This window comes from Bradyrhizobium sp. USDA 3364 (assembly GCF_054056355.1).
The window spans coordinates 4,660,197-4,679,594 of sequence record NZ_JBSRYG010000002.1 but is presented as its reverse complement, the minus strand read 5'-3'; the positions used below and the strand labels follow the sequence as shown (position 1 = coordinate 4,679,594).

18 protein-coding genes and 1 tRNA gene are annotated in these 19,398 nt (G+C 63.9%); 7 read left to right on the top strand and 12 right to left on the bottom strand.

The genetic code is table 11. The features are described 5' to 3' along the window. Window positions 1–102: 102 nt before the first annotated feature. The 3 genes from ACVILL_RS22205 to ACVILL_RS22195 are packed head-to-tail and all read left to right on the top strand — an operon-like array spanning window position 103 to window position 2,671. Window positions 103–846, top strand: a complete 744-nt coding sequence (locus tag ACVILL_RS22205; RefSeq protein WP_456734331.1) for an ABC transporter permease — start codon at window positions 103–105, stop codon at window positions 844–846. Then, complete coding sequence (locus tag ACVILL_RS22200; RefSeq protein ID WP_456730985.1) at window positions 843–1,652, top strand: ABC transporter ATP-binding protein; 810 nt, start codon at window positions 843–845, stop codon at window positions 1,650–1,652. The genes ACVILL_RS22205 and ACVILL_RS22200 overlap by 4 nt, the downstream gene beginning before the upstream one ends. A gap of 23 nt (window positions 1,653–1,675) precedes the next feature. Beyond that, window positions 1,676–2,671, top strand: a complete 996-nt coding sequence (locus ACVILL_RS22195; protein ID WP_456730984.1) for an ABC transporter substrate-binding protein — start codon at window positions 1,676–1,678, stop codon at window positions 2,669–2,671. Between the two features lie 96 nt (window positions 2,672–2,767). Here the strand turns inward: ACVILL_RS22195 and ACVILL_RS22190 are convergent, their stop codons facing one another. The 7 genes from ACVILL_RS22190 to ACVILL_RS22160 form a co-directional block, all read right to left on the bottom strand. Continuing rightward, entirely contained in the window at window positions 2,768–3,805 is a 1,038-nt protein-coding gene (locus tag ACVILL_RS22190; RefSeq protein ID WP_456730983.1) for a tagatose 1,6-diphosphate aldolase, read from the bottom strand. After that, window positions 3,802–4,695: a sugar kinase gene (locus ACVILL_RS22185; RefSeq protein WP_456730982.1), complete on the bottom strand. Its 894-nt coding sequence runs from the start codon at window positions 4,693–4,695 to the stop codon at window positions 3,802–3,804. Before ACVILL_RS22185 ends, ACVILL_RS22190 begins: the two co-directional genes overlap by 4 nt. Window positions 4,696–4,748: 53 nt before the next feature. Next, window positions 4,749–5,822, bottom strand: a complete 1,074-nt coding sequence (locus tag ACVILL_RS22180) for an ABC transporter ATP-binding protein (RefSeq protein WP_456730981.1) — start codon at window positions 5,820–5,822, stop codon at window positions 4,749–4,751. 5 nt (window positions 5,823–5,827) lie between these two features. Beyond that, window positions 5,828–6,832 carry a zinc-dependent alcohol dehydrogenase family protein gene (locus ACVILL_RS22175; RefSeq protein WP_456730980.1) on the bottom strand — a complete coding sequence of 335 codons (1,005 nt, stop codon included), beginning with the start codon at window positions 6,830–6,832 and terminating at the stop codon, window positions 5,828–5,830. A gap of 7 nt (window positions 6,833–6,839) precedes the next feature. Further along, complete coding sequence (locus tag ACVILL_RS22170; RefSeq protein ID WP_456730979.1) at window positions 6,840–7,667, bottom strand: carbohydrate ABC transporter permease; 828 nt, start codon at window positions 7,665–7,667, stop codon at window positions 6,840–6,842. 5 nt (window positions 7,668–7,672) lie between these two features. Further along, window positions 7,673–8,560, bottom strand: coding sequence for a carbohydrate ABC transporter permease (locus ACVILL_RS22165; protein WP_456730978.1), 888 nt, complete (start codon window positions 8,558–8,560; stop codon window positions 7,673–7,675). Between the two features lie 65 nt (window positions 8,561–8,625). Next, window positions 8,626–9,927, bottom strand: a complete 1,302-nt coding sequence (locus ACVILL_RS22160; RefSeq protein ID WP_456730977.1) for an ABC transporter substrate-binding protein — start codon at window positions 9,925–9,927, stop codon at window positions 8,626–8,628. 175 nt (window positions 9,928–10,102) lie between these two features. On the opposite strand from ACVILL_RS22160, the gene ACVILL_RS22155 reads away from it, so the two are divergent. Both ACVILL_RS22155 and ACVILL_RS22150 read left to right on the top strand, forming a co-directional pair. Further along, the gene (locus ACVILL_RS22155) at window positions 10,103–11,137 is read left to right on the top strand and encodes a LacI family DNA-binding transcriptional regulator (protein ID WP_456730976.1); all 1,035 of its coding nucleotides are present in this window, start codon (window positions 10,103–10,105) and stop codon (window positions 11,135–11,137) included. Window positions 11,138–11,149: 12 nt separating this feature from the next. After that, a complete protein-coding gene (locus ACVILL_RS22150) occupies window positions 11,150–11,884 on the top strand; it encodes an SDR family NAD(P)-dependent oxidoreductase (protein ID WP_456734330.1) in 735 nt (244 codons plus the stop codon). A 319-nt stretch (window positions 11,885–12,203) separates the two neighbouring features. Here the strand turns inward: ACVILL_RS22150 and ACVILL_RS22145 are convergent. The 4 genes from ACVILL_RS22145 to mnmA all read right to left on the bottom strand — a co-directional run bounded on the left by ACVILL_RS22145 (window position 12,204) and on the right by mnmA (window position 14,724). Beyond that, a tRNA-Met gene (locus ACVILL_RS22145) sits at window positions 12,204–12,280 on the bottom strand. Between the two features lie 115 nt (window positions 12,281–12,395). Continuing rightward, window positions 12,396–12,761, bottom strand: a complete 366-nt coding sequence (locus ACVILL_RS22140) for a hypothetical protein (RefSeq protein WP_456730975.1) — start codon at window positions 12,759–12,761, stop codon at window positions 12,396–12,398. A gap of 53 nt (window positions 12,762–12,814) precedes the next feature. After that, complete coding sequence (locus tag ACVILL_RS22135; protein WP_456730974.1) at window positions 12,815–13,453, bottom strand: class I SAM-dependent methyltransferase; 639 nt, start codon at window positions 13,451–13,453, stop codon at window positions 12,815–12,817. A gap of 74 nt (window positions 13,454–13,527) precedes the next feature. Further along, window positions 13,528–14,724 (bottom strand): tRNA 2-thiouridine(34) synthase MnmA, encoded by a 1,197-nt coding sequence (gene mnmA, locus ACVILL_RS22130; protein WP_456730973.1) that lies wholly within the window; start codon window positions 14,722–14,724, stop codon window positions 13,528–13,530. A gap of 357 nt (window positions 14,725–15,081) precedes the next feature. On the opposite strand from mnmA, the gene ACVILL_RS22125 reads away from it, so the two are divergent. Further along, window positions 15,082–16,659, top strand: a complete 1,578-nt coding sequence (locus ACVILL_RS22125) for a flagellar hook-length control protein FliK (RefSeq protein ID WP_456730972.1) — start codon at window positions 15,082–15,084, stop codon at window positions 16,657–16,659. Window positions 16,660–16,669: 10 nt separating this feature from the next. Further along, the gene (locus tag ACVILL_RS22120) at window positions 16,670–17,380 is read left to right on the top strand and encodes a flagellar hook assembly protein FlgD (RefSeq protein WP_456730971.1); all 711 of its coding nucleotides are present in this window, start codon (window positions 16,670–16,672) and stop codon (window positions 17,378–17,380) included. A gap of 183 nt (window positions 17,381–17,563) precedes the next feature. Here the strand turns inward: ACVILL_RS22120 and ACVILL_RS22115 are convergent, their stop codons facing one another. Then, window positions 17,564–19,024 carry a tetratricopeptide repeat protein gene (locus ACVILL_RS22115; RefSeq protein WP_456730970.1) on the bottom strand — a complete coding sequence of 487 codons (1,461 nt, stop codon included), beginning with the start codon at window positions 19,022–19,024 and terminating at the stop codon, window positions 17,564–17,566. Between the last annotated feature and the right edge of the window lie 374 nt (window positions 19,025–19,398).

Genomic DNA, 19,398 nt, shown 5'->3' with positions numbered 1-19,398 from the left:
AAGCGCCTCTTGTATGGTCATCCTATTTATAATATGACTTTGCATCAACTGAAAATGCAGGGACGGACGCGCTGAATGAATGGACGAGTCGTGAAGCGTTTTCTGCTCGGACTCGCGCCATGGGTCGGCGCCGTGCTGCTGTGGTACGCCGTTCGCTGGACCGGCTTCGTCAAGGCCTCGCTGATCCCCGCGCCGCACCAGGTCGCGGTCAAGTTCTACGACCTGTTGATGCACGAGAACTTGCTGCTTGACATCTACGCGTCGTCGCGCCGCGTGCTGCTTGGCGTCATCCTCGGCATCCTGGTCGCCGTGCCCGTCGGCTTCCTGCTCGGCTGGTATCGTCCGGCACGCACCTTTGCCGATCCGATGATCAACTTCTTCCGCGCGCTGCCGCCGATCGCGCTGATCCCGCTGGTGATCGTCTATTTCGGCGTCGACGAACTCGCCAAGCTCGTCATCCTGTTCTACGCCGCCTTCTTCTCCGGCGTGATCGTAATGTATGAGGGCGTATCGCAGATCACGCCGCTCTATATCCGCGTTGCCAAGACGCTCGGAGCCAACGAGTTCGAGATCTTCCGCAAGGTCATCATTCCGCTGACGGTGCCGCACATCCTGACTGCGTTCCGCGTCGCGCTCGGGGTCGCCTGGGCTACCCTCGTCGCCTCCGAGCTGATCGCCGCCCAGCGCGGGCTCGGCGCGATGATCCAGAACGCCTCGACCTACTTCCTGCTCGACGTCATCTATGTCGGCATCATCTGCATCGGCTTCGTCGCCCTTATCATGGATCTGATCCTGCGCAAGATCAGCGCGCGCCTCCTCGTCTGGCAGGAACGGGCGGTGTCATGAAGAAGCGCGCGCAGTTCGAGCACGTATCGCTGTCGTTCGAGACACCGAAGGGCCGGCTCAACGTCGTCGAGAATGTCAGCTACGACATCAACGATGGTGACTTCATCGCCGTGATCGGCCCGTCCGGCTGCGGCAAGACCACGATGATGAGCATGCTGGCCGGCTTCCAGCAGCCGACCACCGGCAAGGTGCTGTTCGATGGCACGCCGGTCAGCGGTCCCGGCCCCGAGCGTGGCGTGATCTTCCAGGAATACGGCGTATTCCCCTGGCTGACGGTGAAGCAGAACATCGCGTTCGGGCTGAAGCTCAAGGCCAACCGCGAGGCGGATGCCGACCGCGACGCCATCTGCGATCACTATCTCGAGCTGATGGGTCTCGCCGATTTCGCCAGTTCCTACCCGAAGCATCTGTCTGGTGGCATGCGCCAGCGCCTGGCAATCGCCCGCGCTTACGCCGTGAAGCCGCAATTCCTGCTGATGGACGAGCCGTTCGGCGCGCTCGACGCCCAGACCCGCACCAACATGCAGAACTTGCTGCTCAAGGTGCTCGCAGCCGAGGGCAAGACTGTCATGCTGATCACACATTCTGTGGAGGAAGCGATCTATCTCGCCTCACGGATCGTCGTGGTGACGGCGCGGCCTGCGCGGATCAAGGAAATTATCGAGGTTCCATTTCCATATCCGCGCGATGAATCCATCCAGGAGCGCCCTGAATTCAGCGAACTGCGCGGCCATATCAGGCAGCTTGTGATGGACGAGTACCGCGCGCAACAGGCGCAGATGCGTCCGGTTTCATTCTCGGAATAGTCATAACGCGGAGGAGTAACCCGATGGATCGCCGACAATTCCTGACAACGACCGCGGGCCTCGCGCTCGGAACGTTTACCGCGGCAGCACCCGCGATCGCGCAGATGAAGACCAAGGTCCGCGTCGGCTATCTCCACACCGTTGCGGTCGACGGGCAGATCTGGACCGGCATGGATCGCGGCAGTTTCGAAAAGGAAGGTCTCGATCTCGAACTGCGCCAGTTCAACACCGGCCTCGAGATCTTTCAGGCGCTGATCGGCGGCAGCCTCGATGTCCTCGCAACCGGCGCGGTGCTCTCCAACTTCCCCGCCCGCGGCCAGGGCAAGGTGTTCTTGATCAACGATATCGAAGTCGCGACCGCCCAATTGTGGGTGCGGCCGGATCAGGGCATCAAGACTTTCGAGGACTTGAAGGGCAAGCGCATCGCGACCGCGACCGGAACCACCGCGCATGTGTTCCTCGACAAGGCGCTGCGCGCCAACAAGATCGACCCCAAGGAGGTCGAGCTCGTCAACCAGACCATGCCCGCCGCCGTGACCGCCTTCGTCTCCGGCGCCGTTCCCGCCGTCGCGCTCTGGGTGCCCTTCAACGTCACGGTGCGCGACAAGGTTCCGGGTGCGGTCAAGCTTGCCGACGCATCCGCCTATTATCCGCAAGCCGCGATCATCGGCGGCTGGGCGGCGGCCAATGACTTTTACGAGCCGAACAAGGAGACGCTCGCCAAGCTGATCCGTGGCTGGGCCGATGCCAATGACTACATCGTCGCCAACAGCACGGAAGCGATGGAGAAGCTGCAGAAGGGGCACTACAGCCAGACCCCGTTGACAGACATCAACGAGTCCTTCAAGGCCCAAAAGATGTTCACGTCGCGCGAATGGAAGCGCTTCTATTCGGATGGCACCGTGACCAACTGGCTGCAGCAGTCGACCGACTTCTTCATGGCCAATGCCGGGATCAAGGATTTCACGCCGGCGAAGACGTATTTTGATCCGAGCCTGTATCTGAAGACGATCGCCTAGGCACCCGTGCTCCGCCCAGCCGGCGGCTGCTGGAGGATATGATCAAGTTCACGAAGGCGCCGACAGATGCCGGCGGTCGGCGCCTCGCTTGCCTTGTCAATAGGCTCGGGCGAAATCGCCCTCCTGCTTGATGTCGGTAAAAGCCGGGAAACGTGCCTTCCACGGCTTTCCCTTGGCCATGGTCAGCTCGTTCAGGCGCTCCAGCACGCCGAGACCATCCTTGCGCAGGCTGGCCGCAACCGCGGCGCGGTCAGGGAAATTCCTGAGCACGGCATCCAGCCAGATCGTTCGGCCCGCGAGGAATCCGCCGGCGCCCGCGGCATAGGCGAATTCCAGCACGCGCTCGAATTTCTCCGGCGCCGCGCCGCCGGACAGCAACACCCAGGGTACGTTGCGCTCGCGGCAGATGTCGCCGATCGCATCGAACTCGTTCTGCGCCGCCTGCGCGGCCGCGCTGCCATCGCGCGCCGGCAGGCTGTTGGCGGCGAGCGGGCTTTCGAGCTTCATGAGATCGACGCCATATTCCGGCTTGGCGAACTCGCGCACGCTTTCGATCACGAGATCCGGCAGCTTGCCCGGCGACTCCACATAATCGGCGGTGTGGTTGGCGCTGCCGAGGAACGGATAGACCAGGAGTTCGAGAACATAGGGAATGTCGTGCCGCGCGCAGTCTTCCCCGATCTCGCGCACGAAACGCCTCTGATGCGCGTTCACGGCCGGATCGGCATCGGGCCGGTACCAGGCCAGCACCTTGACGGCATCGCCGCCCATGGCGCGGATCTTCTCGACGCTCCAATTGGTGATTGCGCGCGACTTGCGGCCGGCTGCCGTTTCCTCGACGCGGTGCTCCTCCAGCGTCATGATCAGTCCGCAGCGCGGTGGCAACAGATCGATCGCCGCAGGCACCGCAAAATTCGGGTCGAACAGCATCGAGCTGCAATGCGGCGCGAGATTCTCGACCAGGAGGCGCTTCGCCGCCGTCACGTCGGTGTATTCGACCTGATCCCGCGTGATCCCCCTCGCCTGCGCGATGGCATCGAACAGCGGTGGACGCTGGTCCAGCGCCACCATGCGGAAGTGGCCGTCCGCGTCGGCCAGGCGTGCCAGGCCGCGATTCTTTCCAATCGTTCTCATGGATCAGTCCTCATGAATGCAAGGCTATCGTTGATGGAGGGAATTCCGATCCGGCCGCCGGAATGAGTACATTTCAGCGCAGCGGTCGCTGCGGCAAAGGCCATCGCGGCGCGCACATCGAGCCCGGCGCCGAGTGCAAGCGCGTAGGCACCGTGGAAGACATCGCCGGCTCCCGTGGTGTCGACGACATCGACTGGATAGGCCGGTTGCCGATGCAGCCCGCCATCCTGATACCAGCTCACGCCGCTCTCACCGCGCGTGACCGCGATGACGCTGCAGCCAAATCGGGCCAGCGCAGCCAGCGAGTCGTCGCCGGCAGACCCCGCGAGGGACGCAAGTGCGGGCTCGGAGAAAACCGCATGATCGGTGAGCGGTAGCAGCCGCTCGAATACCTCGGCATCGGCGACATCGCCGTCCAACACCGTCGGAATGCCGAACGCGCGGGCCTTGCCGAACAGAACCGCCGCGCCTTCGACCCAGCGCGGATCAGCCAGCACGGCCGAGGCCCGCGGCACCTGGTCCAGCGGCAGCCAGTCGGCGGCTTCCGGATAGAGCCCGCGAAAATTCACAATCTGCCGTTCGCCGGTCCTGTCGACGATGATGCCGGACACCGACGAGCGTCCTTCGGCAAACAATCGAAAATGCTCGACATCAACCCCCGCCGCCACGAAGGCTGCGCGCATTTCATGACCCGCGGCATCCGCGCCACCGCGGCCCCAGAATGAAACCGAGCCACCAAGCCGCGCAACAGTCACTGCGGCGTTCGCGGCCATGCCCCCGCCCAGCGTCGAATAGTCCAGGCTCTTGATCTTCTCGCTCTGTCCGCTGAAGCCCCGATCAACACGCCAGATCTGGTCGAGCGCGGACAGACCCAGGCATATCACCCGCACGCCTCGTGCTCCGGACGCGAAATGCTTCAGGGCATCGGGTTTCGCTGACACGCTCACCGCAGCACCTGCCCGCCGTCGCTGTTGAACAGATGCGTCTTTCCCACTTGCGGGCGGAGGCTCAGCTGGTCACCGACCTTTGGACGCAGTTCCGGATCGACCCGCGCAATGGCGGAGGCGCCCGCGAGATCGAAATGAATCAACGTGTCCGAGCCGAGCGGCTCGACGAGCTTGACATTGATCGCGATGCCGTCCGCCGGGTTGGTGGCGACAGCAAAATGCTCGGGTCGAATGCCGAGCACACCGGCGCCGGCCTCCCGCAAGCGGCTGGTGCCCCTCCCGTCGAGCGGGATGGCCGCTCCGCCCTCGGAAAAGACGACGCGATCGTCGCGCCACTCGACCGGAAAGAAGTTCATCGCGGGCGAGCCGATGAAGCCCGCCACGAACTGGTTCGCCGGCCGTTGGTAGACGGTCTCGGGCGTATCGTATTGCTGCACCACGCCGCTCTGCAGCACTACGATCCGGTCGGCCATCGTCATCGCCTCGATCTGGTCGTGGGTGACGAACACCATGGTGGTCTTGAGCTCCTGCGACAGCGCCTTGATCTCCGCGCGCACCTGCCCGCGCAGCTTGGCGTCGAGGTTCGACAACGGCTCGTCGAACAGGAATGCCTTGGGATTACGTACGATCGCGCGCCCCATCGCCACGCGCTGACGCTGACCGCCGGACAGCTCCTTCGGCTTGCGGTCGAGATAGGGCTCGATGTGCAGCAGCGCCGCCGCACGCTTCACCCGTGCGTCGATCTCCGCCTTCGACACGCCCCGCAACTCCAGCGCAAAGGACATGTTGTCGTAGACGCGCATGTGCGGATAGAGCGCGTAATCCTGAAATACCATGGCAATATCGCGCTGCGCCGCCTGCACGCCGTTGACGCGCCGGTCGCCGATATAGAGTTCGCCGGCCGTGATTGGCTCAAGCCCTGCGATGATCCGAAGCAAGGTCGACTTGCCGCAGCCGGACGGGCCGACGAAGACGACAAACTCGTGATCGGCAATCTCGAGGTTGAGATCCGGGATCACGGTAAAGTTGCCGTAGCGCTTAACGAGGTTGCGGATCGAGATCGAGGCCATGATCGCTAATCCAGCGCCAGCACGGGCTTGATCAGTTCGCCCCGCGCAAAGCGCGCAAAATTCTCCGGTAGCGCCGACAGGCCGAATTCACGGTCAACCAGGACACGGTATTCGTCCTTGTACTGCCGCAGCAGCGCCACGTTCGGCTCGAAGTCGCCGACCGGAAAATAGAAGGTGCGGATCATGTAGAAATCCTTGCGGCGGAATACCTTGCCCTCCTCGATGGTCCAGGGCGCGGCGTTCTCGCCGATCAGCACCAGCGCGCCCCGCGGCAGCACCAGTTCGATTCCAAGATTGCGCGCGGCATGCACCCCGGAGCATTCCATGATCAGCGCAAAGCGCTTCGACGCATCGCCGACCGGATGCGCTTTCGCGCCGAAGGATTGCGCGATCTTCAGGCGCGCTGCGTTCGGGTCCGCGACGTGGATATCGCCATAGCCGAGGCTGCGCAGAGCAAGGACAACGCCAAGCCCGACCGGTCCTGCGCCCATCACCAGCACCGGTCCCACCTCGCCCGGCGGCACGACGCGGCTGACGAACCGCACGGCGTGGCCGGAGGTGCCGATCGTATCCAGCAGCAGCGGCGCGAGGCTGTCCTCGATGTCGTCGGGCACCGGCAGCAGGCAGTTCTCCGGCACCGGAACGTATTCGGCATAGCCGCCCGGCCGGTTCCAGCCGATCAGGCTCGAAACCTCCAGGCACATCTGCGTGTCGCCGCGCCTGCAGGCGGCACAGTGGTCGCAATGCAGGGGAATGTACACCGCGCAGCGCCTGCCGTGCAGACGATGGCCGGGTTGCTCGACGACGCCGAAGATCTCGTGACCGGCAGTGAATTCGGCGCCCTTGTGCCAGAGCTTGAAGTCCGAGCCGCACAGCGCCGTGCGCGACACCCGGACCAGCAGCTCACCGGCCGCAATTTCGGGCATCGCGACGCGCTCGATGGTGATGCGGTCGTTGCCGTGGAACACGGCCGCCTGCATGATCGAATTGGGACGTGGCGATATGTTCATCGAAGACCTAGCCTTTCACCGCACCGAGCGTCAGCCCGGAGACCAGCCAGCGCTGCACCAGCGCGGCGAGAATGAGCGGCGGCAGCGCGATCAATGTCGCGGCCGCCATCAGCGCGCCCCATTGCGTCGAGCCTTCGCCGATGAAATTGAAGGCCGCCGCGATCAGCGTCTTGGTGTCACCGTTCGACAGCACCAGTGCGAACAGGAAATAGTTCCAGGAGAACACGAAGGCGAGGATCGCCGAGACGGCGATGCCGGACGCCACCAGCGGCAACGCGATGCGCCAAAGGATCCGCGTCACGCTGCAGCCGTCGACCTGCGCCGCCTCAAACACGCTGCGCGGGATGCTGTCGAACGACGGCAGCAGCACCCAGATCACGATCGGCAGGGTGATGACCGCGTGGCTGAGAATCAGCGCAGTGTAGGAGCCGATCATTCCGACCTGCCGGAACATCACGTACCAAGGCAACAGGAACAGAGTGCCCGGCGCCATACGCGCGGCAAGCGTCAGGATTGCCGGCCACGAGATCCGCGTCCAGGACACCGCGAAGGCCGCGGGAACGCCGAACAGCAGTCCGAGCGCGGTCGACCCGACGGTCACGATCAGGCTGTTGACAGCGTAGCTCACGAAGGGCGTCGTCTTCGTCAACTGAACGTAATTCTCGATCGTCGGCGTGAACAACACCGTCGGCGGATAGGCGGTCACTTCGAACGACGGCTTGAACGACGAAAGCACCATCCAGACGGTCGGCGTCATGATGATGATGCCGGCCAACACCAGCTGCAGCAGGTTGAGGCGTCGGATCCAACGGTCGGCGGTCGGTGCATCCATCATGAAAATCACCAGGCCACCGCGCCGCGCAGGCGGTTGCAGGCCAGCACCGCGCCGAACACGATCGCGGTCAAGGTCAGCATCAGCGCGCTGGCGTAACCGATGTTGAAGAACTCGAAGCCGACCCGGAAGCCGTAGATATTGAGCGTATTCGATGCGTTGCCCGGCCCGCCCTGGGTGGTGATGTAGATGATGTCGAAGAAACGCAAGAGATCGACGCTGCGCAGGATCGCGGCGGTCACGATGGTCGGCAGCAGCAGCGGCAGCGTGATGCGTTGAAACGTTTTGAATGCCGAGGCGCCGTCGATCTGCGCGGCCTCATAGACGCTCGGCGGAAGCGACTGAAGGCCGCCGAGCACGATCAGCGCGACATAGGGGGTCCACTGCCAGCTGTCGATCAGCGCGACGGTAGGGATGACCCAAGTGGGCGATGCCAGCCAATCCGACGGCGGCAATCCAAGGGATTGCAGGATGTAGTTCGCCGCCCCCAGCGAGGGATCGAGGATCACGAGCCACATCATGCCCGCCACCACGGGCGGCATCATGAAGGGCGAAATGAACAGCGAGCGCACGATGCCGGGCAAGCGCTTGGCATGGAACAGCACCAGCGCCAGCCAGATGCCGAACACGAGCTGCAGCACCAGCGAGAGCACGTAGAGCGCGATCGTCACCCACAGCCCGTGCCAGAACTCGTTGTCGGAGATCAGCTTCGAATAATTCGCGAGGCCGACGAAGGATTGTTTGCCGGTGGTCGAAAAGCTCTGGAAGCCGAGCCAGATCGTATAGACGACCGGAAACGCGATCATGGCGACAGTGAAGATCACCGCCGGCGCAGAGAGTGCCGACAACTCCAGCCTCTGCCGGTCCTGCGTTATGGTCGCAGCCGCGTCCGACATGTCTTCGCTTCCTCTGGATTGAACGATGCGCCGGCCGATCAATCTCGACCAGCGCGCCTTCGCTCTTACTTCTGAGCGATCAACGCATCGAGCGCCTTGTCGGCATCGGCGCAGGCCTGATCGACGGTCTTCTGCTTCAGGATCAGATCCTGCACGGCTTGACCGACGAATTCGCGCGACTCGGGATTGGCGACGATGGGATAGCCCACCTCGGACGAGCCCTTGGTGGCGAGCACGTCGAGCGCGGCCTGCCATTCCTTGCGCACCGGCTCCTCGTCGATCCATTTGCGATACTCGGGATCATTGGCAATCGAGGGCCGCGGCGGCGCGATGCCCTGGAGCGCCATCTTCTTCTGTACCGCCGGGCTCGTCGCCCACTGCACGAAGTACCAGGCCGCATCCGGTTGCTTGCTGTGCGAGGAGACGGCCATGCCCCAGCCGATCACGGTCGGCACCTGCCCGGCCTCGCCGGCCGGGAACGGCAACAGCGCTGTATCCTTGAGGCGCGCGCCACCTTCCATCACGGTGCGCAGCTCGTTGGAGGACTCGAACGACATCGCGGCGCGGCCGCTGCGGTAGAGCGCGGAAATCTGCTGGAAGCTGTAGTTGACGACGCCGGGCGGCCCGAAGTCACGCAGCAGCCGGCTATAGGTGTCGAGCGTTTCCTTGCCCTTGGCCGAGCAGAGGTTCGACTTGCCGTTGGCGATGTAGCTGCCGCCGATATTATGCAGCATGTTGCTGAAGGTATAGGCGACCGCCGGCTTCAGGCCGCGCGACACGAACGGCGTGAGCGAGCTATCGCAGGCCTTGATCTTGGTTGCCGCAGCCTCGACATCCTTGATCGTTGCCGGTTTCTCGATGCCGCATTTCTTGAAGATGTCGGTCCGGTAATAGAAGATCGGACCTTCGATGTTCATGGGCATGCTGGTCAACTTGCCGCCGAAGGTCGCCGCTTTCAGCAGCGCCTGGCTGAGGCCCGCCGGGTCGTACTCCTTCGCAACATCGTCCTTGGCCATCTTGGTGAGATCGGCATACCAGCCGGCCGCCGAGAACTGCTCGCCTTCCCGCGACGGCAACGTCATGAACACGTCGACCTCGTCGCTGTGCGCATTCATCACGGTGACCAGCCGCTGGCGCATCTGCTGCTCCTGGTAGCCGTCGACCTTCAAGGTCATGCCGGTCAGCTTCTCGAAATCGTCCTTGTAGGTGAGCAGCGCCTGCGCGACCGGATTGTTGTTGGCGAGGAAGGTGACGGTCTTGCCCTGAAATCTCTTCCAGTCGAAATCGGCCGCGTGAGCATCGACCGTGATGGCGGCGACCGCGAGAACCGGCAACGCGACGCGAGCCGCAAACATCCTGGCGTTCATTGAAATCCTCCCTAACCCGGCACGGCTCGCCTTCCCGGCGACACCCATTTTTGAAAACGGTTACATCCTATGCCTCAACCATGACCTGTCAAGCGATGGACAATTCGGCTAATATGCGGCAGATAGAGGAAAATACCACTGCACAACCGTCGCGAGCCAATGTAACGTTACATACATGAACCTGTCGCCCGCCCGATCCGCAAAGCAAGGCATCCGCGCCGTCGCCGCACGCGCCGGCGTCTCGACTGCGTCGGTCTCGCGCGCGCTCAACAATCCCGATGCCGTCAGCCCTGCCTTGCGCGAACGCATTACGCAGGCGATCGAGGCCGTCGGATACATCCCGCATGCGCCGGCGCGCATCCTGTCGTCGCGACGGTCGCGCACGCTCGGTGCGATCATCCCGACCATCGACAACACCATGTTCGCGCGGGGTATCGCCTCGCTGCAGAAGTACCTCTCTTCGGTCGGCTACATGCTGTTCCTCACCACGAGCGGCTATGACCTCGAAGTCGAGTTGCAGCAGGCGCGCAACCTGATCAGCCGCGGCGTCGACGGCCTGGTACTGCGCGGCGACTGCCATCACGAAGGACTTCGCAAGCTGCTAACCGACAACGACGTGCCCTTTATCAATGTCGGGATCTATCAGCCGGACAAGCCCTACCCTTGCGTCGGCACCGACAATGAGGCGGCCGCGCATCGCGCGGCCGCGCACGTTATCGAGCTCGGTCATCGCCGGATCGGAATCGTCTCCGCGCTTCAGCGCAACAACGACCGCGCCAGCGCCCGCGTGGCCGGTTTCCGCCGCGCCCTGACCGAGGCCGGCCTCGAACTGCCGACGCCATGGCATGTCGAAGTGCCCTATACGCTCGACGACGCGCGCGAAGCGGCACGTTACCTTCTCAGCCTCGCCGACCGGCCGACGGCCGTGGTCTGCGGCAACGACGTCATTGCCTATGGCGTGCTGCTGGAGGCGGAACGCAGCGGCTTCTCGGTGCCGCGCGACCTCTCGGTCGTCGGGTTCGATGATCTCGACTGGAGCCGCCATCTGCGGCCAAGCCTGACCACGATCTACGTTCCCACCGGCGAGACCTGGCAGCGCGCCGGCGAATATCTGGTCCGCAGCCTTGCCGGCGAGCAGGCCATCATGCACCACGAGGTCGATTATTCGCTGGTGGTTCGGGAATCGACCGCACCCCCGCCCCTCTCCTGAAAGACGATGCCGATGCCTTCCAACTTTTCCCTCGTTCCTGGATTCCACGCCGTCGTGATCGGCGGTGCCGGCGACATCGGCGCAGCGATCAGCAACCAGTTCTACGATCTCGGTGCGACCGTGACTGCGACTGGCGCCAACGACGCCGACCTCGCGCGCACGCTGCTCAAGCCCCGCGACGGCGTTACGCTCGTGACGCTCGACGTGACCGACGATGCGGCAGTGGCGGCCTTTGCGGCACGACACGCGCGCGTCGACGCGCTGGTCAATTGCGCCGGGATCCTCGCACGTGACAAGGAATTCGAGATCGAGACCTTCATGAAGGTGCTCGATGTCAATCTTACCGGCACGTTCCGGACCTGCATGGCGTTCCGACCCCAGCTTGCCGAGAGCAAAGGCTCGATCGTCAACATCGCCTCGATGAACGCGACGCTGGCGCTGCCGCGCATTCCGGCTTATTGCGCCAGCAAGGGCGGCGTCGTGATGCTGACCAAGGCGCTGGCACTTGCCTGGGCCGAACAAGGCATCCGCGTCAACGCCGTGGCACCCGGCTATATCGAAACGACAATCAACGCCGCCGGCCGAACCGACCGCGCGCATTACCAGCGCATCGCCGACCGCACGGCCTTCAAGCGCTGGGGACAGCCTGAGGACATTGCCGGCGCCGTCGCTTTCCTCTGCATGCCAGCCTCGCAATATGCGACAGGAACGGTCGTCGCGGTGGATGGAGGCTTTCTAGCGGGATGATTGGCAACAGGATCTCGCCGTCATTGTCGATCCTTCATACGGTTTGCGCGACGGTGCCCGAGCGGGCCAGCCAAGCGCGTTGAGCCTGGGCGGACGCAGCAACGACGCCGTAGAACGGCCGCGAGCAGGCACGCGAAGGCTGATGATGGCATTTGGCTCGCAAGCTTCATGCACCATGATGTCGGATACTTCGACCCGGAGCAGAAGCCTTGCAACCCCTCGACAACCCGTTCGGCACGAGGCTGTCACCCATGTCTTAGGTACGACCGGTCTTAGGTACGACCTGTGACCTGTATCTCCGGGCCGGATAGGGGAAAGTTGGTAGCGGGAGAGGGACTCGAACCCCCGACCCCAGGATTATGATTCCCGTGCTCTAACCAGCTGAGCTACCCCGCCATAGGTTCGCGATCGGCGGCATGCAGCCGCAGCGGCGAACGCGCGGCATATAAAGAGTGCGATGCGCGCCTGTCAAGCAAAGGCGGACGCAGCTGCAACTTATTGCAGCGAGAGGCTATTTCGGCCTGACCGACGGGTCGCCGCCGGGGCTGCCGGGCGGCGGAATCACCGGTGTGTTGCCGCCCTGCGGGGTCGGCGCCCGCATTTCGGGATCGACGCCCGCCGGCGGGCACAGCACGCCGTCGGATTTGGCGAGCTTGTCGCCCAGCGGCTGGGCGCCTTTCCCAGTGGTGGTTCCCTCCGGCGCCGCAGCACCGGGATGCGAGGGCTGTTGCGGCGCGCAATTCGCGGCGGCGCGCGCCGGAGCCGGCGGCGCGGTCTGTGCCGGCGGCGTGGCGGGCGCCGGCGGCGCCTGCGCCGCTGCAACAGCGGGCGCCAGCATCAGCACACAGGACAAAACGAGTGTTCGATTGATCCTCATGACGGGAAAACCGGAACGGCGCGCCGATGTTCCCGGTCAAAATCGCCACAGCCTCACGATTTGCGGAAACGGATCAGCGAGAAATGCCCCATCGGCGGCATCGGCCGTCGTTCCGCAAGGCTAACGCCGCCATGCTTCGCGGCCCAATTGGTCAGCCGCTCCCATGGAAATTCCGGACGCCAGCCGAGCCGCCGCGCCAGCGGCGCGAAGGCGAGCTCGAAGACGCGGCGCGGGCCGCTCTCGGCACCGATGTGATTGACCAGGATCAACTCGCCGCCGGGCTTCAGCACGCGAATGAAGTCGTCGAGCGTCGCTTCGGGATCGGGCACTGCGGTGATGACGTATTGCGCGACCACCGCATCGAAGAACGAATCCGGAAAGGCGAGATTCTTGGCATCCATCACCGCCAGCGTCTCGACATTGCTGAGGCCCTGCACACGCACGCGCTTGAGTGCCCGCCGCAGCATCGGCTCGGAAATATCGACGCCGCACAGTTTCGTCGTACGCGCATATTCCGACAGCGACAATCCGGTGCCAACGCCGACATCGAGCACGCGGCCGCCGATCCGGTCGGCTTCCGCGATCGTCGACTGCCGGCCCTGATCGAACACCTTGCCGAACACGAGATCGTAGATCGGTGCCCAGCGGCCATACGCCTTTTCGACCCCCTCGCGGTCGATGTCCCCAGCCATCCCCTGCCCCGAACTCACCTTTGTTTGCGCATGATCGCCGCGGAAAACCGGTACCCACTTTTCCGGATCATGCGCTAGCCGCGAACCACTTCCGCGAGCGGCGCCATCGCATCCTGCGTCGCGGCCCGCATGACGCGGCTCGCGCTTGCGCTCCTGATGAAGCCGCCACCAAGCACACGCGCCTGCCCGGACGGCGCATCGTAGAACACGCAGGCCTGGCCGGGCGACACGCCCTCTTCCCCTGCGACGAGCTCGACCTCGTAGCCGCCACCGGCGGCGCGCAACCATGCCGGCTGCGGCGCGCGCGTCGAGCGCACACGCACATAGATCTCGATGCCATCGCCGATCACGCGATCCAGCGCGCCGTCGCCGATCCAGTTGACGTCGCGCAGCGCGATGCGATCCATCCGCAGCGCCTCGCGCGGTCCGACCACGACCCGGCGCGTCGCCGCATCGAGCTTGATCACATAGAGCGGATGGCCGGAGGCGATGCCGAGACCCTTGCGCTGGCCGACGGTGAAATGAACGATGCCCTGATGCTGGCCGATGACGTTGCCTGCGAGATCGACAATGTCGCCCGGCGCGATCGCATTCGGCTTCAGCCGCCCGATGATGTCGGTATAGCGGCCGGTCGGCACGAAGCAGATGTCCTGGCTGTCCTGCTTGTCGGCGACCTCGAGATCGAAGCGCCGCGCCAGCTCGCGGGTCTGCGGCTTGGTCATGTCGCCGAGCGGGAAGCGCAGGAAGTCGAGCTGCTCGCGCGTGGTGGCGAACAGGAAGTAGCTCTGGTCGCGATCGGCATCCGCCGCGCAGACCAGCGAGCGCGATCCGTCGGCAAGCCGGCGCGAGGCGACATAATGTCCGGTGGCCAGCGCCTGCGCGCCGAGCTCGCGCGCGGTCGCGAGCAGATCGCGGAACTTGACCGAACGGTTGCACTCGATGCACGGCACCGGCGTCTCGCCGAGCGCGTAGCTGTCGGCGAAATTGTCGATCACGGACTGCTTGAAGCGGCTTTCGTAATCGAGCACGTAATGCGGGATGCCGATCCGCTCGGCGACATTGCGCGCGTCGTGGATGTCGCGGCCGGCACAGCAGGCGCCCTTGCGATGGGTCGCGGCGCCATGGTCATAGAGCTGCAGCGTGATCCCGACCACGTCATAGCCCTGCGACTTCAACAGCGCAGCCGTCACCGACGAGTCGACGCCGCCGGACATGGCAACGACGATCCGTGTGTCTTCAGGGCGGCCTTCAAGATCCAGACTGTTGAGCATCTCTAAGCGGTCATTGGTCACTGTCGCGGCGAGCTTATGCGCTCCGCGACGAAATTGGAAAAAGTCTTTATCCAGAGAGCCTTAGAACACGTCCAAGGCCGGGTCGGTCGGTTCGGGACGGCTCGAGGCCACCTTTAATATAGGCCGTATTCCGGGGAGGCAATCCGCGCAAGCCGTGCCTTGCGGCGCGTGGAGGGCAATTCTTGCCGCCGGGCAAAAAGGAGACCTGTCGGGAACCGGTTCCTGGTTGCCAGGACAACATGCAACCAATTGAAACAACTAATAATTTTCCATACCGCCTGATTGGCCCGCTCCTTGCTGACAAAACGCCGGAAGTCTCATTTGCGAGGGTTGGCAGTGGTCAGCGTCACGTCGGAAGCATTGGCAGGCCGGTCTTTTCAGGGCGCGACGCAGCGGTCGGCGCGGCCCGATCCCGCCTTGCAGGCGGGGAACGACGGCTTTGCCGCGCTGGTCGACAGCAACGCTGCGTCGAGCAGCGACGGCAGCCGCTACGACTCGCAACCGGCGCCCGCGCGCCGGTCCGACGATTCGCCCTCGACGACCGACGCGCGCTCCCGCGACGACAGCCCGGCCCCCGACCGCACACCGTCGGATGACAAAAAGGTCGATGACGACAGCGACACCGACGCGCCGCGCAAGATCAAGTCGAAATCGAAGTCGGACGACTCGACGTCGAGCACCGATACGCAATCCACCAGCGACAAGTCGGCTACGACGCAAACCGCTGCCCAGACCGACCCGTCCGCTGCGGCAGCAGCCAGTGCGGTGATCGTGCCCCCGGCCGCACCGGCGACTACTCCGGCGCCAACGGCCACCACGCCATCCGATCAACCCGCTGCGCCGCTGGCGATCGCAGCTGCGGCCATCGCGGCAAGCTCGGCCATCGCCGGCACTGCTGCGGCTGCCGGCACCGGTGCGCCGGCCGGCGCCGACACCGCAACCGCCGCGACCACCACGGCGAATGCCGACAAGGTCGCCAAGGCCGCCGGCGTCAAGACCGAGGCGCAGGTCATCACCCCCGATGCAGCAACCGTTTCGGGCGCAGCGACAGCGACCGGCGATGCGACGCTCGCCGCCACGGTTGCCGCCGGAACGCCCGCCACCAAGACGACGCCGCAAACCAAGGCGCAGGTTGCAGCAAAGGACGCGGCTGCGACGGCGCCTGCCGACCAGGACAGCGCCGCCCAGGGCAGCAACAACGCCGCACAGGCTGCCCCGACCAACATCGTTCCCGCGGTCGCGCAATCGGCCGCGGTTGCCGGCAAGGCGAAGGCCGCCGCCGACGGTGCCGCCGATGCCATCAAGTCCGATGCGAAGGGTGACGGCAATGCCGCGCCGACGGTCGGCGGCCAGGCGGCCGCGCAGACCCAGCTCACGGCGCCCGATCCGAGCGCGCAGGCGGCAAATACCTTCCAGGCCCAACTGGCGAGCAGCCAGACGACGCCGTCTGCGACGGCGCAATTGACCGTGACCAACGCTGCGCAAAACGCCGCCGTGCCGCTCAGCGGGCTTGCGATGCAGATCGCAGCTTCCGCCAAGAGCGGCAAGAGCCGCTTCGAGATCCGGCTCGACCCCGCCGAGCTCGGCCGCATCGATGTCCGCATCGATGTCGATCGCAACGGCCAGGTGACCTCGCATCTCACCGTCGAACGCCCCGAGACGCTGTCGATGCTGCGCCAGGACGCCAACCAGCTGCAGCGCGCGCTCGACAACGCGGGCCTGTCGACCGGCAACAGCGGATTGCAGTTCAGCCTGCGCGACCAGTCGCAGTCGGGCCAGAACAACAATGGCCAGTCCAATCCGAACGTCCATCGTTTGATCGTCACCGAGGAAGACAGCGCTTCCGCCGCAGTGGCAGGCCGCTCCTACGGCCGCGCAACCGGCGCCCTCGGCGGCGTCGATATCAGAGTGTAAGGAGTTCACCATGGCAGTCGATGCAACCATGCCGACGCCCGTCGTCTCAGCACCGGGCACCAACAACGGAACGAGCTCCGGAAGCAGCAGCAGCGGCCTGACGACCTCGTCGCAGGGCATTGCCGACAATTTCCAGACCTTCCTGACGCTACTGACCACGCAGTTGCAGAACCAGAACCCGCTCGATCCGCTCGACACCAACCAGTTCACCCAGCAGCTGGTGCAGTTCGCCGGCGTCGAGCAGCAACTGAAATCCAACGACCAGCTGAAGCAGCTGATCGCGATCGAGAAGAGCGCGGAGTCGACCCAGGCGCTGGTCTATGTCGGCAACACGGTGGCCGTCGACGGCAGCAAGACGCAGTTCGACAAATCCGCGACCTGGAATCTGGTGTCCCCGCAAGCCACCAGCGCCACCATCACCATCACGAGCTCGACCGGCCAGACCGCCTATTCCGGCAATTTCAACCTGAAGCAGGGCAACGCCAGCTTCGTCTGGGACGGCAAGGGCAATGACGGCACGCAATGGCCGGCCGGCACCTACACGCTGACCGCCACCGGCAAGGATTCCAAGGGCAACGACCTCGCCATCTCGACCGAGATTCAGGGGGTCGTGGACTCCGTCGACCTCACCGCCTCGCCGCCGCTGCTCTCGATCGGCGGCCAGACCTACACCACCGACAAGATCAAGCGCGTGGTGCGCGGCGCGACGGGCTCGAGCTAAACTCAGGTTTCGCTGCATTCTGCCAATCCGACGTCCGGCTTCGCGGGAATTGCGCGGGCGCTTTGCGCATCGTGGGCATTGGCTGACCAAGAACATGCCGGCCCGAATGCGGCCGGCCCCGATAGGCCCTAAGACCATCCATTCAGAGCGAACAGCGAACGCTCAGATGTCATTCCGTTTCCCTCACTCCGGCAGCCCTGCTTGCCGAAGCGCGCCGTTCATCTTCTCGATGTATTCGGGCGAGAAGCAATACATGCGGTAGAAGCTGTCCGCCTCACGGATGGTAAAGTCGGGCCTAAGCTTTAGCAGCTTTGCTACTTCCGCTTTTGCTTCGTCGATCCGACCGAGAAATGGCAGGGCATACGCCTGATCGAGATGACTGAGCCAAAATCCCTCGAGATAGGCATGCCGAAAATCTTCCACTGATTGTTGGTATTCGCCTCTCCACCAATGGCGCTTGGCCGGCACGTACCACCATGCAAACGAAGCGCCGGGGCCCGTCAAGCGGATGCCCTTTTCGGCCATTGCGGCACCTTCGTCCCAGTCACCCATGAAGGCCAGAGGCATGCCCAGCGTTCCGAGCGACCGAGCGTCGTTCGGATTGAGTGCGAGGGCCTTGCCGGCCTCCTGCCTGAGCAGATCGATTTGACACTTGGTCCCAATCGCGAGGGCGTAGGCTCTCCGCACATATGCATCGTCCGGCGCAAGCTCTGCTGCCCGCGCGGCGGTGCGTACAATCTCCTCATTCAGATAAAGACGCTTCTCGGCGTGAGTGACTTGTTCGGCTGGCAAGCCAGCCGCCAGAAATCTCTGCGTATAAAGAACGTTAGAGCGTGCGGCCCATCCAAGCGCGTTGTTCGGCTGTTGCTCTGTCAGTCGCTTCGAGCATTCCAGCCCCTTGAGAATGTCCGATGACGAGCCGTTCGCGGCTCCCGCGATAGCATAGACGATGCACTCGTATGGGCTGAATTCCGCGACTGCCTTGTTCTGGAGTTTCGTGTAGTCCGCGCTCAGGATTGGCCCAGGGTAGCCCCCGATTTGAGCCGCGGCGGCATCGCCGATCTCGTAGGCATCCGTGTCTGTCTGCACGCCTTCGGAAGTCGCATTGAAAGACTTCGACCACAGTTCGGCGCCTGTGTGCAAATCGGCAACCTGAATGTTGGCGCGGGCGCCATCGCCCATCGGGCGGACCTCACCGGTCACGAGATAGTCGGTCCCGGCCTTGCGAGCCGCCTCGATCGCGTTTCCCTCCTTTGAGAGGTTCGCGGACAGCGCACGAGGGGTAATACGTAGCGTACTGAACTTACCAAGCGACGACGCAACCTGTTGCGTCATGATGTCAGCGAAGGGATCGAGCGGCACCACCTTGGCCGGGTTCGTGAAGGGCAATACCGCAACCGCGGGTCCTTTGGTGACAATCAATGACGGAGACTGTGCAGCTTTCGGCGGCTCTCCGCGTCTATGACTGCTTAGGGCGTCCCATGCGCGCCAATAGCCGGCGAGCCCTCCGACCACGGCACCGACCGCAGCGATTGACGCAATGACTGTCCCGAACTTCTTGAAATAATGTCGAGCACGAGAAACGATTGAGATGATACCCGCGTTCAATTTCGGGGCGTTTGCAGGTTGATCTGCACGGGCCATCGTCCTCCCCCAAATTGCTTGAGGTTACCGACGGCGGATTTAGCTGTCCAGACAGGTGACAATGTAGATCAATGCGCCGCAGTGCAGCACCACCCGTAGGTTTACGGGAAATATTTCAGCCTGAATGCGTTAATGCGCTTCGGCTAACGCTTCTATCACTCTGCTGCGCTTCGGCGCCGCCCTTTGGCGGCGATCGTATTGGTCCCTTGCGTGTGGTCGATATTGGCCATGACGTTGGGGTCCTTCGCAACACTGATGCGTTGCGCACGCAGACGCCGAGATCAAGCTCACTCTGCTTTGCAACCGGCGCACCCGCGACGGCGGCGTGCCCGGGGCCATTTGCAAAGGATGTCTTGCAAGGGAGGTCCTGCCCG

Coding starts and splice junctions, on each gene's coding strand:
- ACVILL_RS22200 (WP_456730985.1), top strand. CDS start 843: ATGAAGAAGCGCGCGCAGTTCGAGCACGTATCGCTGTCGTTCGAGACA.
- ACVILL_RS22195 (WP_456730984.1), top strand. CDS start 1,676: ATGGATCGCCGACAATTCCTGACAACGACCGCGGGCCTCGCGCTCGGA.
- ACVILL_RS22190 (WP_456730983.1), bottom strand. CDS start 3,805: ATGAGAACGATTGGAAAGAATCGCGGCCTGGCACGCCTGGCCGACGCG.
- ACVILL_RS22180 (WP_456730981.1), bottom strand. CDS start 5,822: ATGGCCTCGATCTCGATCCGCAACCTCGTTAAGCGCTACGGCAACTTT.
- ACVILL_RS22175 (WP_456730980.1), bottom strand. CDS start 6,832: ATGAACATATCGCCACGTCCCAATTCGATCATGCAGGCGGCCGTGTTC.
- ACVILL_RS22170 (WP_456730979.1), bottom strand. CDS start 7,667: ATGATGGATGCACCGACCGCCGACCGTTGGATCCGACGCCTCAACCTG.
- ACVILL_RS22165 (WP_456730978.1), bottom strand. CDS start 8,560: ATGTCGGACGCGGCTGCGACCATAACGCAGGACCGGCAGAGGCTGGAG.
- ACVILL_RS22160 (WP_456730977.1), bottom strand. CDS start 9,927: ATGAACGCCAGGATGTTTGCGGCTCGCGTCGCGTTGCCGGTTCTCGCG.
- ACVILL_RS22155 (WP_456730976.1), top strand. CDS start 10,103: ATGAACCTGTCGCCCGCCCGATCCGCAAAGCAAGGCATCCGCGCCGTC.
- ACVILL_RS22150 (WP_456734330.1), top strand. CDS start 11,150: ATGCCTTCCAACTTTTCCCTCGTTCCTGGATTCCACGCCGTCGTGATC.
- ACVILL_RS22140 (WP_456730975.1), bottom strand. CDS start 12,761: ATGAGGATCAATCGAACACTCGTTTTGTCCTGTGTGCTGATGCTGGCG.
- ACVILL_RS22135 (WP_456730974.1), bottom strand. CDS start 13,453: ATGGCTGGGGACATCGACCGCGAGGGGGTCGAAAAGGCGTATGGCCGC.
- mnmA (WP_456730973.1), bottom strand. CDS start 14,724: ATGCTCAACAGTCTGGATCTTGAAGGCCGCCCTGAAGACACACGGATC.
- ACVILL_RS22120 (WP_456730971.1), top strand. CDS start 16,670: ATGGCAGTCGATGCAACCATGCCGACGCCCGTCGTCTCAGCACCGGGC.
- ACVILL_RS22115 (WP_456730970.1), bottom strand. CDS start 19,024: ATGGCCCGTGCAGATCAACCTGCAAACGCCCCGAAATTGAACGCGGGT.